The organism is Streptomyces sp. NBC_01006 (assembly GCF_045162725.1).
Lineage (GTDB): Bacteria > Actinomycetota > Actinomycetes > Streptomycetales > Streptomycetaceae > Streptomyces.
In genome coordinates, this window is the sequence record NZ_CP108700.1 from 51,216 (window position 1) to 67,785 (window position 16,570).

At 69.4% G+C, this 16,570-nt stretch carries 10 protein-coding genes and 2 pseudogenes; 8 read left to right on the forward strand and 4 right to left on the reverse strand.

What is annotated here, in order from left to right:
- Positions 1 to 22: 22 nt before the first annotated feature.
- The 4 genes from OG509_RS00270 to OG509_RS00285 form a co-directional block, all read right to left on the reverse strand.
- Entirely contained in the window at positions 23 to 1,342 is a 1,320-nt protein-coding gene (locus OG509_RS00270; protein ID WP_406179045.1) for a glycoside hydrolase family 30 protein, read from the reverse strand.
- A 90-nt stretch (positions 1,343 to 1,432) separates the two neighbouring features.
- The gene (locus OG509_RS00275) at positions 1,433 to 2,263 is read right to left on the reverse strand and encodes a carbohydrate ABC transporter permease (protein ID WP_406179047.1); all 831 of its coding nucleotides are present in this window, start codon (positions 2,261 to 2,263) and stop codon (positions 1,433 to 1,435) included.
- Complete coding sequence (locus tag OG509_RS00280) at positions 2,260 to 3,237, reverse strand: carbohydrate ABC transporter permease (protein WP_406179048.1); 978 nt, start codon at positions 3,235 to 3,237, stop codon at positions 2,260 to 2,262. Before OG509_RS00280 ends, OG509_RS00275 begins: the two co-directional genes overlap by 4 nt.
- 4 nt (positions 3,238 to 3,241) lie before the next feature.
- On the reverse strand, positions 3,242 to 4,540 hold the full coding sequence (locus OG509_RS00285; protein ID WP_406179050.1) for an extracellular solute-binding protein: 1,299 nt from the start codon (positions 4,538 to 4,540) through the stop codon (positions 3,242 to 3,244).
- Positions 4,541 to 4,770: 230 nt separating this feature from the next.
- Here OG509_RS00285 and OG509_RS00290 point away from each other — a divergent pair, with 230 nt between their 5' ends.
- The 8 genes and pseudogenes from OG509_RS00290 to OG509_RS00325 all read left to right on the forward strand — a co-directional run bounded on the left by OG509_RS00290 (position 4,771) and on the right by OG509_RS00325 (position 16,543).
- Positions 4,771 to 5,784, forward strand: coding sequence for a LacI family DNA-binding transcriptional regulator (locus OG509_RS00290; RefSeq protein WP_406179052.1), 1,014 nt, complete (start codon positions 4,771 to 4,773; stop codon positions 5,782 to 5,784).
- Between the two features lie 169 nt (positions 5,785 to 5,953).
- The gene (locus tag OG509_RS00295; protein WP_406179054.1) at positions 5,954 to 8,173 is read left to right on the forward strand and encodes a glycoside hydrolase family 3 N-terminal domain-containing protein; all 2,220 of its coding nucleotides are present in this window, start codon (positions 5,954 to 5,956) and stop codon (positions 8,171 to 8,173) included.
- The gene (locus OG509_RS00300) at positions 8,170 to 9,675 is read left to right on the forward strand and encodes a glycoside hydrolase family 43 protein (protein ID WP_406179056.1); all 1,506 of its coding nucleotides are present in this window, start codon (positions 8,170 to 8,172) and stop codon (positions 9,673 to 9,675) included. Before OG509_RS00295 ends, OG509_RS00300 begins: the two co-directional genes overlap by 4 nt.
- A 324-nt stretch (positions 9,676 to 9,999) precedes the next feature.
- Positions 10,000 to 12,726, forward strand: a complete 2,727-nt coding sequence (locus OG509_RS00305; RefSeq protein ID WP_406179057.1) for a beta-L-arabinofuranosidase domain-containing protein — start codon at positions 10,000 to 10,002, stop codon at positions 12,724 to 12,726.
- A 188-nt stretch (positions 12,727 to 12,914) separates the two neighbouring features.
- Positions 12,915 to 13,880: pseudogene (locus OG509_RS00310) on the forward strand (glycoside hydrolase family 6 protein).
- A pseudogene (locus tag OG509_RS00315) lies at positions 13,772 to 14,152 on the forward strand (hypothetical protein); the annotation flags it as partial. The pseudogenes OG509_RS00310 and OG509_RS00315, both read left to right, overlap by 109 nt.
- A 137-nt stretch (positions 14,153 to 14,289) precedes the next feature.
- Entirely contained in the window at positions 14,290 to 14,748 is a 459-nt protein-coding gene (locus tag OG509_RS00320) for a glycoside hydrolase family 6 protein (protein WP_406179059.1), read from the forward strand.
- 352 nt (positions 14,749 to 15,100) lie between these two features.
- Positions 15,101 to 16,543, forward strand: coding sequence for an endo-1,4-beta-xylanase (locus tag OG509_RS00325; RefSeq protein ID WP_406179061.1), 1,443 nt, complete (start codon positions 15,101 to 15,103; stop codon positions 16,541 to 16,543).
- Positions 16,544 to 16,570 lie beyond the last annotated feature (27 nt).

A 16,570-nucleotide genomic window follows, 5' to 3' on the forward strand; every position in this document is an offset into this window, starting at 1 on the left:
TACTCCTCCGGTGAAGGTCGGTTCAGTCGAGGACGATCGTGGTCAGCGCGCGAGGGGCGAGCGTCGCCTTGAGAGTCGTGCCGTGCGTGGAGACGATGTCGGCCGGGGTGATCGAGCGGGCCTCGTCGGTGACGTAGCCGTCGGGGCGGCGGTCGTGCCCGCCGCGGAGAGAGAACTCGGCGGAGCCTTCGGTGGTCGCGGTGTTGAGGATTTCGATCACGCGGCTGCCGTCGGTGTTGCGGAAGGCCGTGATCCGCAGTGCCGGGTCGGTGTTCGTGACCGGCACGCGGACGGCGCCGGGGCGGATGAACCGGCTGAAGGCGGCCAGCGCCCAGTACCGCTTGGACACCCTGTAGTCGTCACCGGGGTTGGCGAGCTGGATGAGCCCTCGGGTCGCGCCGAGGGACGCACCGGTCCAATAGACGTAGGCATTGGCGTTGCCGACGGTCAGGGTGTTCTGGATGTCGGCCGCGACGGTGAGACCGTCGTAGCCGCTGCCGTCGTCCCAGTTCTCGTTCCAGGTGGCGCCGTCCGGCGACCATTCCGGCATCCACACGCGCTTGTCGGTCGGTTGCGCCACCTCGGTCGGACCGCTGTAGCGGTGGGCGGTGATGGTCCGCACGGCCTTGCCGGCCACGGGGTCGGCCTCGATCGCCTCGGTGTAGGCGACCTGTCGGTCCCAGCCCGCGGCGTCGCAGCAGACCACCCCGGTCTCCGATCCGGACGCGCGGACGGTCGGCCCGAGTACCTTCAGGAAGTCGACGGCCTGCTGCGGGTTGAACCGCATCGAGGCGTAGGCCGCCGTCCAGTCGGGTTCGTTGGTGAATCCCAGGTCGGTGATCCCGATGCCTTCCTGCCGGTAGAACTTCACGTACTGGACGAGGTAGTTCGCGTAGGCCTGACGCCATTCGGGCCGCAACTCGCCGCCGTTGTTCTCGCTTCCGTTGGTCTTCATGAAGGCCGGGGCGCTCCAGGCGTCGGCGTAGAACCGTTTGACGCCGTAGGCCTTGGCCTCCTTGGCGAGCCAGACCTGGCCGCCGTCCCAGCCGTCCCAGACGTACTTCGGCGTGGCGTCCGGCCCGCCGGGGTCGGCCGGCAGGATCGTGGGCATGTGGTCGTAGACCCAGTCGGTCGACGACCCGATGCCGAGGCGCAGGATCGAAAGGCCCGCGCCCTCGTCCTTACTGAGCAGCAGGTCGAGCACCTCGCGCTGCTTGGCCGGGCTGAGGCCGCGTGCGCCGTGCAGCAGGTCGGCCCGCTGGAAGGCCATCGAGAGGCCGAATCCGTCAATGGGTTGGAGCTCGGCGCGGAAGTCGATGCCGGGGCGCGCAGGGGCGGGCACGGCCTGCGTTGTTAGCGCTAACAACATTGCTGTCAATGCGGTCAGGCGTTTCATGACGTCTCCTCGGGGGTGGAGGTCGCGCGCGACGGGTCAGCCCTTGGTGGCGCCCGCCGTGAGGCCGCCGATCAACTGCCGCTCGGCGACGGCGTAGAACGCGAGGGCGGGGACCATGGCGAGCACGATGTAGGCGAGGACGAGCGCGTAGTCGGTCGAGTACTGGCCCTGGAACTGCTGGACTCCGACCGGGATCGTCTGCCATTTCGGGTCGTTGAACACCAGCAGCGGCAGGAAGAAGTTGTTCCAGCTCGCGACGATCGCCAGCACCGACACCGTGCCGAGCGCCGGACGCGCCATCGGCAGCAGGATCTTCCAGAAGAAGCGGAACTTGCCGCAGCCGTCCATGATGGCCGCCTCCTCGACCTCCGCCGGGATGGTCCGGAAGAAGCCGCGCAGGATGATGATCGTCATGGGGAGCCCGAAGGCCGCCTGCGGGAGGATCACTCCGAGCGGGTTGTCGAGCAGGTCGAAGTTGCGCAGCAGCAGGAACAACGGCAGGACGGCCACGGCGAACGGGAACATGAGGCCGATCGTGAACAGCGTGTAGAACAGCTCCCTGCCCCTGAAGGCGTAGCGGGCCAGCACGAACGCCGCCATCGCGGAGGCCGCCACCGTGCAGCACGTCGTGCCGATCGCGATGCCCGCGCTGTTGGCGATCTGGCGCCAGAACATTCCGTCGCCGAGAATGCCGGCGTAGTTGCCGGTCTTCCAGTGTTCGGGCAGCCCGAACGGGTTGGTCGTCAGCTCGCCGGTGCTCTTGAACCCGGAGATCACCGCGTAGACCAGCGGCACGACGACGAACGCGCCGATCAGCCAGACCACGGCGTGCAACGACAGGCCTCGTGCCGTCCTGCGTGCGGTCATCGGCCACCTCCCGGGGTGACGGCCCCGCTCAGGTCACGGCGGAGCACGTAGCGCTGGTAGAAGAGGGAGAAGACCAGGCTGATCATGAACATCACCACGCTGATCGCACTGGCATAGCCGACCTGGTAGCGCTTGAACCCGAACTGGAACATCGAGATCGCCATCGTCTCCGAGGAGTGGTTGGGCCCGCCCGCGGTCATGACCCAGACGAGGTCGAAGAGTTGGATGGCCCCGATGATCGAAAGGAAGGCGCTGATCCGGATCGTCGGGCCGAGCAGCGGCAGCGTCACGTGCCGGAAGCGCTGCCATGCGCCCGCGCCGTCGATGGAGGCGGCCTCGAGGATCTCGCTCGGGATGCTCTGCAGTCCGGCGAGGAAGAGCATCATGTGGAAGCCGAAGTACTTCCAGGTCATGACCACGAACAGGGTCGGCATGACCGTCGACGGATCGGCGAGCCACTTGCCCTGCAGCCCCTCCAGGCCGAGGGCGCCGGCGAGATGGTCGGCCATGCCGGCACCGGGAAGGAAGATCATCGTGAAGAGGACCGCCGTGACCACCTCGGACAGGATGTACGGCGCGAAGAACAGCATCCGGTAGACGGCCCGGCCGCGCAGCCGCTGGTTGAGCAGGACCGCTGTGAACAGCGCGAACGGCAACTGCACCGTGATCGACAGGGCGATCAGGTACAGCCCGCGCTTCAGATCGCCGAGGAAGACCTGATCGCGGAAGAGCGTGATGTAGTTCTCGAAGCCGATGAAGTCGTCCAGGGGGCCGATCCCGCCCCACTTGAAGAAGCCGGTATAGACGGCGACGACGATCGGGGCGAGGACGAAGACGAGGAAGAGGACCAGAGCCGGGACGAGGAACCAGGCGACCGACGCCCAGCTTCCCAACCCGTGCAGGAGCGACCGTGCCGGGGCGGGCGGGCGCGCCGGCACGGCGTCCTTCGTCCGCTCCTTGGTCAGGGTGGGCACGGAGCTAGGCACCCTTCGCAGCCTCGGTGATCGACTTGGTGACCTGCTCGGGCGTCTTCTTGCCCGCGATGAGGTCGGCGACGCTGTCGTTGACCTCCTGGCCCACCGCAGGCGGGTAGGCCTGGTCGAGGAAGAGTTGGAAGCCCGTCGCCTTGACCAGGCTGTCGGCCACCACCTTTCTGTTGGGCTCGGTGAGCTGGCTCTCCGCGCCTTTGACCACCGGCAGGTAGCCGTTGGAGGCCAGCAGCTTGGACTCGTTCTCCAGAACGAAGAACTTCAGGAAGTCCAGCGCCTCCTTCGGGGCGCCCTTGCGCAGCGCGAAGCCGCCCCCACCGCCGAACACCTCGGTGGCCTGGCCGACGCCGCCGTCGACCGTCGGGAAGGGGAAGAAGCCCAGGTCCGCTCCGAGGTCCGCGCCCGCGTCCTTCTGCACCGACGGTGCCCACTGCCCCATCAGCTCCATGGCGGCCTTGCCGTTGCCCATGGTCGCGGCCTGGCCGCCGGGGGTGGCGTAGCCGGCGCCGAGGAAGCCCGTCTGGAACGGCTGGAGGTCGACCAGTTCCTTGAGGTGGGTGCCCGCCTGGACGAAGCCGGCGCCGGTGAAGTCCTTGGTGGTCGCGGCCTGCTGCAGCGCGGGGAGGCCTGCGACGCGCATCGCGAGGTAGGCCCAGTAGTAGTGGCCCGGCCATTTCTCCTTGCCCGCGAGGGCGATCGGAGTGACGCCCGCCGCCTTGAGCTTCTTGACGTCTTCGAGGAACTCGGCCCAGGTCGCCGGCGGAGCGGTGATCCCGGCCTCGGCGAAGAGCTTCTTGTTGTACCAGAAGCCGACCATGCCGACGTCGTAGGGCACCCCGTAGGTCCGGCCCTCGAACTGATAGGCCTGCAGCGAGACCGGGGTGAGGTCGGACGACCAGCCGAACGCCTCGGTGAGGTCCTCGACCAGCCCCGCGTCGACCTGCTGCCGCAGAACGCCGCCGCCCCAGGTCTGGAAGACGTCAGGGAGCTTGCCCGACGAAGTGTTGGCCGTCAGCTTGGACTTGAAGGCCTCGTTCTCCAACGAGGTCGTCTTGATAGTGATGTTCGGGCGAGCGGTCGTGAACGCCGAGGAGATCTGCGGGAACAGAGACTTGCCCGGCTCCGTCGTGGCGATGTTCCACCACGCGAAGGTCACTTTGCCGTCGGCCGCCGACCCCGAGCCGGAGCCCCCGCCCCCGCCGCCGCAGGCCGCGGTGAGCGAGACGGACAGAGCGGTCAGGCCCGAGAGCGCGAGGAAGCTTCGTCGACTCGGGGGTGTGCCGGCCATGGGACCTCCGGGGTGGTGAATGCCGGTTCAGTTCGAAAATGTTTCGTAACATTCTCGAATTCGTGCTGCCACAAACTAGGAACGCGAAGCCTCCCGGTCAAGCTTTCTCACCGAATTTCCGTTGGCAGTAGCCTTCTTGTGGCTTGACAACCCGGTCGCGCCGACCGGAAACTCTTCGAAAGTTTGCGATACCTGTCGCTAACCCAAGGCGTCCGCGCGGAGGAGAGAAGTTGAGCGAGCAGCGACCGACCCTGGCCGTCATCGCCGCTGAGGCGGGGGTCTCCCAGGCCACCGTGTCCAAGGTGGTCAACGGCCGCTCCGACGTCGCACCCGCGACACGCGAACGGATCGAGAGCCTGCTGCGCTCCCACAACTACCTCCACCCCGGCGCGCAGGCCAGGTCCCGCAGGTCCGGCCTGGTCGACCTGATCATCGGCGGTCTGGACAGCGCGTGGGCAGTGGAGATACTGCGCGGCGTCGAGGCCGAGTGCGCCCAGCGGAGCGTCGGCACCGTCGTATCGCTCGTCCCGCCGGGCGAGGCGACGCCTTCGAGTTGGGCCGCACTGCCGGTCCTGCACCACAGCGACGGCGTCATCCTCGTCACCGCCTCGGTCACCCAGGCCCAGCGCGCCCAGGTCGAACAGGCCGGGGTGGCACTCGTCGTCATCGACCCGATCGACCTGCCGGGCAACGGTGTGCCGAGCATCGGCGCGACCAACTGGGCGGGCGGCCTCGCCGCCACGGAACACCTGCTGGAGCTGGGGCACCGCCGGATCGCCGCGATCGGCGGGCGCAAGGAGATGCTCTGCAGCCAGGCCCGCATCGACGGGTACCGCGCCGCGCTGGAGCGTGCCGGGATCGAGGTCGACCGCGACCTGATCCGGTTCGGCGACTTCCAGCACGAGGGCGGGTTCCGGCGCGCTCGGGAACTGCTCGCCCTCCCCGAGCCGCCGACCGCCATCTTCGCCGGCAGCGACCAGCAGGCGATGGGCGTCTACGAAGCCGCCCGCCAGGGCGGGCTGGGCATCCCGCAGGACCTCAGCGTGGTCGGCTTCGACGACCTGCCGATGTGCGAATGGCTCTCCCCGCCGCTGACGACGGTGCGTCAGCCGCTGGAGGAGATGGGCCGACTCGCCGCCCGCACACTTTTCCAGCTCCTGGACGGCCAGCCCCTGGTCAGTCCCCGGATGGAGCTCTCGACCGAGCTCAAGGTCCGGCTCTCCACCGCCCCGTCCCGTCTCTAGTGCTGTAACCGGAAAGGTCCACCGGGTCGCGGCGCCCGGCACGGCACCTCGCCGCGTTGTCGGGCCACGCAGGTACGTCCAGTACGAGACGTGGCCTCCGCCTTGCGATGCACCGCACCGAACACCGCGCCACGGCAAACCTTCCCGGCCACAGCAACAGGAGAACTCCTTGACCGAGCCCTGGCGTGACCCCCTCCTGCCCGTGTCCCTACGAGTCGCCGATCTGATGAAACGGATGACGCTGGAGGAGAAGGCGGGTCAGCTCGCCGGCTTCTGGGCGCTGCCCTCGGATCCGGGCGCACCGGTCGCGCCCATGGAAGACGATTCCGGCGAGGCCGCGCCCGGCCTGGACGACATCGTCGCCCACGGGCTCGGCCAGCTCACCCGGGTGTACGGCACCGCGCCGATCACCGCGGAGGCCGGGATGGAGCGGCTCGCCTCGCTCCAGCGGCAGGTGACCGGATCCGGCCGGTTCGGGATACCGGCGGTCGCTCACGAGGAGTGCCTGACCGGGTTCATGACGTTCGGGGCGACGGTCTTCCCCGGGCCACTGGCCTGGGGCGCCTCCTTCGATCCCGGGCTCGTGCGCCAGATGGCCGCCGCCATCGGGGCCGGGATGCGGCGGGTCGGCGTGCACCAAGGGCTGGCTCCGGTGCTCGACGTGGTCCGCGACTACCGGTGGGGCAGGACCGAGGAGTGCATCGGCGAGGACCCCTATCTCGTCGGAGCCATCGGCACCGCCTACGTGCAGGGCCTGGAGGGCGCCGGGATCGTGGCGACGCTCAAGCACTTCGCCGGGTACTCGGCCTCGCGCGGCGGCCGGAACATGGCCCCCGTCGCCTCGGGACCGCGCGAGTTCGCCGACGTACTGGTCGAGCCTTTCGTACGGGCACTGCGCGAGGGGGGCGCCCGGTCGGTGATGAACAGTTACACCGACGTGGACGGCGTCCCGGTGGCCGCCGACGAGCGGCTGCTGACCGAGCTGCTCAGGGGTGAGCTGGGGTTCAGCGGTGTGGTCGTCGCCGACTACTACGCCGTCTCCTTCCTGGAGACCCGGCACGGCGTCACCGGATCGCGGGGCGCCGCCGGCGCGCTGGCGCTGACCGCCGGAATCGACGTCGAGCTGCCCACGGCCCGGTGCTACGGCGAGCCGCTGACCGAACTCGTGCGGTCGGGAAGCGTGCCCGAGGAGCTCATCGACCGGGCCGCGGAACGGGTCCTGCTCCAGAAGGCCGAACTCGGCCTGCTCGACCCCGACTGGGAACCCGTCAAGCCCGAGCCGGTCGACCTCGACCCGCCGGAAAACCGGGCACTGGCCAGGCTCCTGGCCGAACGGTCCACCGTGCTGCTCGCCAACGACGGCATCCTGCCGCTGCGGCCGTCCCGCGTGGCGATCCGGGGGCCGTACGCCGACGACCCGCAGTCCTTCCTCGGCTGCTACTCCTTCCCCAACCACGTCGCGCTGCCCGGCGACCTCGGGCTGGAGATCCCGACGCTCGGCGAGGCGCTCACCGCTGCCGGGTTCACGGTCACCGCGGACGATCCGGACGTGAACGTGCTCGTGCTCGGGGACCGGGCCGGCATGTTCGGCCGGGGCACCTCCGGAGAGGGCTGCGACGCCGAGACCCTCGACCTGCCCGGCGACCAGGCCGCACTCGCCTCCGCCGTTCTGGACTCGGAGGTACCGACCGTCCTGGTCCTCGTCTCCGGACGGCCCTACGCGCTCGGCACGCTGGCCGAGCGCGCATCGGCCGTGGTGCAGGCCTTCTTCCCCGGCGAGGAGGGCGGGACTGCGCTGGCCCGGATCATCAGCGGCGCCGCGGAACCGTCCGGGCGGTTGCCCGTCTCCATCCCCCGCCAGGTCGGCGGCCAGCCCGGCACCTACCTGCACGGCAGGCTCGGCGGGCACACCGACTGGAGCTCGGTGGACCCGACGCCGCTGTTCCCGTTCGGACACGGGCTGAGCTGGACCAGCTTCACCTGCTCGGATCTGTCCGTGGATCCCGTCGCCGCGACGGACGGGGCCGTCACGGTTTCGGTCACCGTACGCAACGTCGGCGAAGTGGCCGGGACCGAGGTGGTCCAGCTGTACCTCTCCGACCCCGTGGCGTCCGTCGTCCGGCCGCAGCGGTGGCTCGCCGGATTCGCCAGGGTCGAACTGCGGCCGGGCGCGGCCGCCCGGATCATCTTCTCCGTCCATGCCGACCGGACCTCCTTCACCGGGCTCGACCTGCGCAGAAGAGTGGAGCCCGGGGAGATCGGCGTGGCCGTCGGACGGTCCAGCGGCGATCTTCCGCTCCAGGACTCCTTCACTCTGGAGGGCCCCGTACGTCACCCGGCGGCCGACCGGGTGCTGTCCGTGCCGGTCGAGATCGTCCCGGTTCCATGACCAGTTACTTCGGTGATCCCGTGCTGCCCGGGTTCCGGCCCGACCCGTCCGTCTGCCGGGTGGGAGCGGACTACTACCTGGTGACGTCCAGCTTCGAATGGTTCCCGGGCCTTCCCGTGTTCCACAGCCGCGACCTCGTGAACTGGCGGCGCATCGGCTCCGCGCTCGACCGGCCGTCCCAGCTCGACCTCGACGGGTGCGAGCCCTCACGGGGTCTGTTCGCACCGACGATCCGGCACCATGACGGGGTCTTCCATCTCGTCTGCACGCTGATGGACGGCCCCGGCCATTTCGTCGTCACCGCGACCGACCCGGCGGGGCAGTGGTCGGAGCCCCACTGGTTGGACGGTGAGGGCTTCGACCCGTCGCTGTTCTTCGACGACGGGCCCGACGACGGCGACGGGCACGGAGACGGCGACGGGCACGGGGACGGCTGCGGCGACGGCCGGGCCTGGTTCACCGCCGCACGAGTCGTGGACGAAGCCGCGGGCCGCACCGAGATCTGGATGCGCGAATACCTTCCCCGGGAACGACGGCTGACGGGACCCGAGCACGTCCTGTGGTCAGGAAGCCACCCCGGCGCCCGATGGTCGGAAGCCCCGCACCTCTACAAGACCGGCGGCACCTACCTACTGGTCACCGCCGAGGGCGGCACCGATGTGGACCACAGCGTGGTGGCCGCCCGCGCCGACCGCGTGACCGGCCCCTACGAGGGCGCCGCCGGCAATCCGGTGCTACCACCCGCCAAAGGGCCGGTCACCTGCACCGGCCACGCCGACCTCGTCCAAACCACGAACGGCGACTGGCGGGCCGTCCTCCTGGGCGTCCGCCCCGGCTCCGCCCTCGGCCGCGAGACCTTCCTCAGCCGGATCACCTGGGACGCGGGCTGGCCGGTCTTCTCCCCCGTCGTCCACACCGGCCTCCGCCGCCCCCTCCACGACGACTTCGCCGCGCTCTCCGCGGACTGGAGCAGCCTGCGCACACCGCCGGAGCGGTTCTGGACCACCGGCGACGGGCTCCGCCTCCAGCTCCGCCCCGACCGCCTCGGCGAACGCACCACCCCGTCCCTCCTGGCCCGTCCCCAGGAACAACCCGACTGCGACGTCTCCACCGAACTGCACTTCGCCCCCGCCGCACCGGACGAACAGGCGGGCCTCGCCGTAGTCCTCGACGACGACACCCATCTCCTCTTCCTCCGCACCGCGGAAGGACTCAGCCTCCGCCGCGGGGCTGATGTCCTGGCCGACGCTCCCGTCCCCCCGGGCCCCGTTCGCCTGGGAGTCCGCATCCGCGGCTTCAGCCACACCTTCGCCCACGCGGCACCCGACGGAGCCTGGCAGGACCTGACCACCGTCGAAGCCACCTTCCTCACCCCGCTGTTCACCAGCATCCAGCTCGGCCTCTACGCCACCTCCAACGGCCGCCCCTCCACCAACCAAGCCCACTTCACGTGGTTCGACATCGCATACCCAAGCCGACAGGAACCGCCGGGCAGGCCCTGACGTCGCTGATGCCGCGACCAGGTGGCGGTCCGCGTCCGCCACCTGCCGGCTCGCACCTCATCTCCCGCCCAGCCGACCCCATTGACTCGCTGTACGTGGCCGCGATGCACGCCGCCGGAACGGGATCGATCGCCTGGAGCAGCTGCGCGCGGTGCGCGGGACGGCCTTGTCGGCACCGTCCGTCGAAGGTATTGACACGTCAATTGTGAGCGTTAACACTCGTGCGCAGCAGGCGGCCGCCCGCACCGACCTCGCAGCCGCCGGTCGAAGCCCGACAGCCCTTGCGCGCGGCACCCCCCTCTCTCACGGACCATGGAGTTCGCCATGCCGGTTCCCCCCTTCAGCCGCCGCGCCATGATCAAGGCGACCGGCGTCGCAGCCGTAGCCGCGGCTGTCGGCCCCGTCCTCAACACCGTCTCCGCCGTGGCGCAGACGCCCCCGGTCAGGTCCGACGTCGGAGTGTCGGCGTTCCCGTTCGACCTGGGTCAGGTCCAGCTCACCAGCAGCCGCTGGCTCGACAATCAGAACCGCGCCCTGGCCTATCTCCGCTTCATCGACGTCGACCGCCTGCTGTACAACTTCCGCGCCAACCACCGGCTCTCCACCAACGCCGCAGCCCCGACCGGAGGATGGGACGACCCGGCGTTCCCCTTCCGCACCCACGTGCAGGGCCACTTCCTCACGGCATGGGCCCAGGCCTACGCCGCGGTCGGGGACACGACCTGCCGCGACAAGGCCGACCGCATGGTGGCCGAACTCGCCAAGTACCAGGCCAACAACTCCACCGCGGGCTTCTCCGCCGGCTACCTGTCGGGCTTCCCCGAGGCCGACTTCACCAGCCTCGAAGCAGGCACGCTGACCAACGGCAACGTCCCGTACTACTGCGTCCACAAGACCATGGCCGGCCTGCTCGACGTGTGGCGCCTCATCGGCAACACGCAGGCCCGCGACGTGCTCCTCGCGCTCGCCGGCTGGGTCGACCGGCGCACCGCCGGGCTCAGCCAGAGCAAGATGCAGTCGTTGATGGGCGTCGAGTTCGGCGGCATGAACGAGGTGCTCGCCGACCTCCACCAACAGACCGGCGACGCACGCTGGCTGACCACCGCCCAGCGGTTCGACCATGCGGCGGTCTTCGACCCCCTCGCCGCGAACCTGGACCAACTGAACGGTCTGCACGCCAACACACAGGTGCCCAAGTGGATCGGAGCCGTCCGCGAGTACAAGGCCACCGGGACGACCCGCTACCGCGACATCGCCGCCAACGCATGGACCATCTGCATCACCTCGCACAGCTACGCCATCGGCGGTAACAGCCAGGCGGAGCACTTCCGGGCCCCGAACGCCATCTCCGGCTTCCTCGTCCCCGACACCTGCGAGCTCTGCAACTCCTACAACATGCTCAAGCTGACCCGAGAACTGTGGCAGCTGGACCCCGGCCGGGCGTCGTACTTCGACTTCTATGAGAAGGCGCTGCTCAACCACGTCATCGGCGCCCAGAACCCGGCCGACCCGCACGGGCACGTCACCTACTTCACCCCCCTCAACCCGGGCGGCCACCGCGGCAAGGGCCCGGCCTGGGGCGGCGGCACCTGGAGCACCGACTACGGCACGTTCTGGTGCTGCCAGGGAACGGGCGTCGAGTCCAACACAAAGCTGATGGACTCCGTCTACTTCCACGACGGCAGCACCACCCTCACCGTGAACCTGTTCCTCCCCTCCGTCCTGAACTGGACCCAGCGAGGCATCACCGTCACCCAGACCACCTTCTATCCGGCCGACGACACCACGACGCTGAAGGTCACCGGCGGCGTCGGGGGGACCTGGTCGATGCGCGTCCGCATCCCCGGATGGACTTCGGGCGCCACCGTCAGCGTCAACGGCGTCGTCCAGACCGTCACGGCCAGTCCGGGCACCTACGCCACGCTCACCCGGTCCTGGGCCTCCGGCGATACCGTCACCGTGAAGCTCCCCATGCGTGTGGCCCTCCAGGCCGCCAACGACAACCCCGGTGTCGCGGCGATCACCTACGGCCCCGCCATCCTCGCCGGCAACTACGGCAGCACCACACTGTCCTCCCTCCCGGCCCTGGACCCCTCCTCGATCACCCGGACCAGCAGCACCGCCCTCGCCTTCACGGCCACCGCCAACGGAACGAAGGTCGAACTCGCCCCGTTCCACGACGCCCAGGGTTTCAACTACACCGTCTACTGGCGGACCGGCAGTCCCGGCTTCCGTCTCGTCAACGCGGCCAGCGGACTCGTCCTCGGCATCCGGGACATGTCCACCGCCGACGGGGGCCTCGCTCTCCAGTGGACCGATTCCGGCACCCCTGACCACGACTGGCTCCTCCTCATCGACGGCACCGCACTGCGGCTGCGCAACCTCAACAGCGGCAAGGTCCTCGGCGTGAAGGACATGTCCACCGCCGACAGCGCCCCGATCCTCCAGTGGGCCGACACCGGCACCGCCGACCACCGGTGGACCGTCGTCGACGCCGGCAACGGCTACCACAAGCTTCGGAACGTCCACACCGGCAAGCTGCTCGGCATCGAAGGCGGCTCCACCGCCAACGGCGCCGCAGCCGTACAGGTGCCCGACACCGGCGCCCCCGCCGGCCAGTGGCAGATCGTCCCCGACGGCGCCAGGCGCATCCAGAACGTCGCCAGCGGGCGGGTCCTCGGTGTGCGGGACATGTCCACCGCCGACGGCGGCCTCGCCGTCCAGTGGGACGACAACGGCACCGCCGACCATCTCTGGACGGCCGTCGTCGACACCGGCGGCCACCTGCGCCTGCGCAACTCCCACAGCGGCAAGGTCCTCGCCGTGGAGAACGGCGGCACCGCCAACGGCGCCCGGATCGTCCAGTGGGCGGACAACGGCACCGCCGACCATCGGTGGCGCCTGCGCCACGGCGGCGGCGACACCTTCAGGATCCAGGGCGCCAACAGCGGCCGCGTCCTCGGCGTCTCCGGCGCCTCCACCGCCCAGGGAGCACAGACCGTCCTCTGGGACGACAACGGCACCAACGACCATCTGTGGCGATTCATCTGACCCGGCGCCGAATCCCCCGACGCCACAGGCCGATCGCGGCGACGGGAAATCGAGCGGGAGGCGCTCCCGTCAGATCGGGCCGACCCTGCCGCGAGCGCCCACCGATCAGCCGGTCGCGGGCAGCGCGATCCGACCACCACCAAAACTGGAAGCGATTCCACTTCCCCACCCCCACCGGAGGAAGAACCATGCGCAAGTCCGTCCGAGCCGCATCCGGCCTGCTGGCCGGTGCCCTCACCGCCGGTCTCGCCCTGCTCAACGCCGGCCCTGCGTACGCCGCCGACCCGACCACCATGACCAGCGGCTTCTACGCCGACCCCGACAACTCCGCCCTGCGGTGGACCAACGCGAACCCCGGCGACGGGCGGGCGGCGGTGATCCGGACGTCCATCGCCAACACCCCGGCGGCCCGCTGGTTCGGCAACTGGAGCGGCGACATCGCCACCGGCGCCTACGTCGGCCGCGCGGACTCCTACGACAAGTTGCCGATCCTGGTCGCGTACAACATCCCCAACCGGGACATCTGAGCCGGTCAGTCCGGCGGCGGCGCCGGGAGCCGCGCCGCGTACGACGCCTGGATCGCCGCCTTCGCCAGTGGCATCGGCAGCCGCCCGGCCGTCGTCGTCCTCGAACCCGACGCGCTCGGCCACGAGAGCTGCATGACTGCCGCTCAGATCGCCGAGCGCAACGCCATGCTGAAGAACGCGATCGCCCAGTTCAATGCCAAGGCACCCAACACCTGGGTCTACCTCGACGCCGGGAACCCCGGCTGGATCGGCGCCTCGACCATGGCGCAGCAGCTCGCCGCCGCCGGGGTCAGCGGGGCACGCGGCTTCGTGCTGAACGTCTCCAACTACTTCGCCACCGACCAGAACACCTCCTACGGCAACGCGGTCAACTCCGCCCTGGGTTCCTACGGCTACACCAAGCCGTTCGTCGTCGACACCAGCCGCAACGGCAACGGTTCCAACGGCCAGTGGTGCAACCCCGCCGGCCGCCGGATCGGTACTCCCACCCAGCGCGGCGGCGGTGCCGAGATGCTGCTGTGGATCAAGATTCCCGGCGAGTCCGACGGCAACTGCGGCGTCGGGGCCGGCTCCTCGGCCGGACAGTTCCTGCCGGAGGTCGCCTACAAGATGATCTACGGCTACTGACCCACCCCCGCCTCCCTTCCCACGCCGAAGGGCGGGCCCGGCGCCGGGCCGACCCCGCGCGGTCCGACGCCAGGGCCCGCCACCCGAGCACCCTTACCGAAGGAACCCACAGCGACCCCACCGGCGCGATCACCGCCGGACGCTTCGCCGACCTCAACCACGCGATCGACGTCCTGGAGCGGCAGCCGGACGGCGTCGTCTACCTGGACGCCGGCAACAGCCACTGGCGCAGCGTCGGCGACGTCGCGCAACGCCTCCTCCGGGCAGGTGTCACCCGTACCCAGGGCTTCTCGCTGAACGTCTCCAACTACCTGGCCACCGATCTGTCCACCCACCACGGCACCCGGGTCTCCCAGTGCCTGTGGTTCGCCACCAAGGGCCCGGACTGGGCCAAGGGGCACCCCGACTGGTGCGCGAGCCAGTACTACTCCCCGCGGCGCCGAAGGACGGGCGGCCGGGAAGCTCCGCGAACGTGGACGACCCGTCCACCTGGCACTGGACCGACCTGTGGTTCCAGCAGAACGTCGCCGCCCCGCCGGCGCAGGAGCTCACCCACCTCGTCGTGGACACCAGCCGCGACGGCCGGGGCGCCTGGACCGCGCCCGCAGGCAAGTACAGCGGCGATCCGCAAACCTGGTGCAACGCTCCCGGTCGCGGCATCGGCGCCCGGCCGACCGCGAACACCCGCGTCACGCTCGTGGACGCCTACCTGTGGATCAAGACCGTCGGCCAGTCCGACGGCCAGTGCAACCGCAGCATCCCGGGCGGCACCATCGACCCGGAGTACGGCGTCGTCGATCCCGCGGCCGGAGTGTGGTGGCCTGAGCAGGCCAAGTCCCCCGTCCGCGACGCCGACCCGGCACTGTAGTTCAACACGGCCCTGCGCTGACCGGAGATGCGAACTGAAGGAAATACCCGTTGTCGAGCGGTCCTCATCGAAATAGTTTCGATGAGGACCGCTCTATGAAAAGCCACTATTGGACTATTCAGAGGGGCGAGATTCTCGAAACCCTTTCGAAACTATTGACATGTTTCGGCGGTGTTTCCAGACTGAGGCCCGAGGCGATATCCCCCCGTCTGTGTCCGGGCGCCGGGTGCCGGCCTTGGATCTCTACGCCCTGACGGTGAGCGTCCTTTGTCAATGGACGCGGGCGTCGTTCACGCGGATTCGCTCTGCCGCGCTCCAATCCTTCCGTGATTTCTGTCCTGGAGGCTCTTTCATGGGCTCAAATGCCATTCCCCCATCCACCGTCCGCCGGAAAATCGGAACTCTTCGTACGGCGCTGGTCGCCGGCGTCCTCGGTTCGGCCGCCATGCTGGTGGCTCCGCTCGCCTCACAGGCCGCCGAGAGCACGCTCGGTGGCGCGGCGGCGCAGAGCGGCCGCTACTTCGGCACCGCCGTCGCCTCGGGCAGGCTGGGCGACTCGGCGTACACGACGATCGCGGGCCGCGAGTTCAACATGGTGACGCCCGAGAACGAGATGAAGATCGACGCCACCGAACCCCAGCAGGGCCAGTTCAACTTCGCCGCCGGTGACCGCGTCTACAACTGGGCGGTGCAGAACGGCAAGCAGGTACGCGGCCACACCCTGGCCTGGCACTCCCAGCAGCCCGGCTGGATGCAGAACCTCAGCGGCAGCACGCTGCGCCAGGCGATGACCAACCACATCAACGGCGTGATGGCCCACTACAAGGGCAAGCTCGTCCAGTGGGACGTCGTGAACGAGGCCTTCGCCGACGGCAGTTCGGGGGCCCGGCGCGACTCCAACCTGCAGCGCAGCGGCAACGACTGGATCGAGGTCGCCTTCCGCACCGCGCGCGCCGCCGACCCGGCCGCCAAGCTCTGCTACAACGACTACAACGTCGAGAACTGGACCTGGGCCAAGACCCAGGCCATGTACGCCATGGTCCGGGACTTCAAGCAGCGCGGCGTGCCGATCGACTGCGTCGGCTTCCAGTCCCACTTCAACAACGACAGCCCGTACAACAGCAACTTCCGCACCACCCTGCAGAGCTTCGCCGCCCTCGGCGTCGACGTGGCCGTCACCGAACTCGACATCCAGGGCGCCTCGGCCACGACCTACGCCAACGTGACCAACGACTGCCTGGCCGTCCCGCGCTGCCTCGGCATCACCGTCTGGGGTGTGCGCGACACAGACTCCTGGCGATCGGAGCAATCGCCTCTGCTGTTCGACGGCAACGGCAACAAGAAGCCGGCGTACGCTTCCGTGCTCAACGCACTCAACGCCAGCTCCTCCACCCCCACTCCGACCCCCACGCCCGGTTCCGGACAGGTCAAGGGCGCCGGTTCGGGCCGCTGCCTGGACGTGCCCGGCGCCAGCACCACCGACGGCACCCAGCTCAACCTGTGGGACTGCAACAACCGCACCAACCAGCAGTGGTCGTACACCGCCGGAGGCGAGCTCAAGGTCTACGGCGACAAGTGCCTGGACGCCGCCGGCACCGCCAACGGCACCAAGGTCCAGATCTACAGCTGCTGGGGCGGCGACAACCAGAAGTGGCGCCTGAACTCCGACGGATCCATCGTCGGAGTCCAGTCCGGCCTCTGCCTGGACGCCGCCGGAAACGGCACCGCCAACGGCACCCTGATCCAGCTCTACTCCTGCTCGGGCGGCAGCAACCAGCGATGGACCCGCACCTGACGACCTGACACGGCGAAAAGGTGAACC

What these genes read in the sequence shown, in the direction of transcription:
- OG509_RS00305 (WP_406179057.1), top strand. Translation starts at nt 10,000, where the DNA reads ATGCCGGTTCCCCCCTTCAGCCGCCGCGCCATGATCAAGGCGACCGGC.
- OG509_RS00275 (WP_406179047.1), bottom strand. Translation starts at nt 2,263, where the DNA reads ATGACCGCACGCAGGACGGCACGAGGCCTGTCGTTGCACGCCGTGGTC.
- OG509_RS00285 (WP_406179050.1), bottom strand. Translation starts at nt 4,540, where the DNA reads ATGGCCGGCACACCCCCGAGTCGACGAAGCTTCCTCGCGCTCTCGGGC.
- OG509_RS00325 (WP_406179061.1), top strand. Translation starts at nt 15,101, where the DNA reads ATGGGCTCAAATGCCATTCCCCCATCCACCGTCCGCCGGAAAATCGGA.
- OG509_RS00300 (WP_406179056.1), top strand. Translation starts at nt 8,170, where the DNA reads ATGACCAGTTACTTCGGTGATCCCGTGCTGCCCGGGTTCCGGCCCGAC.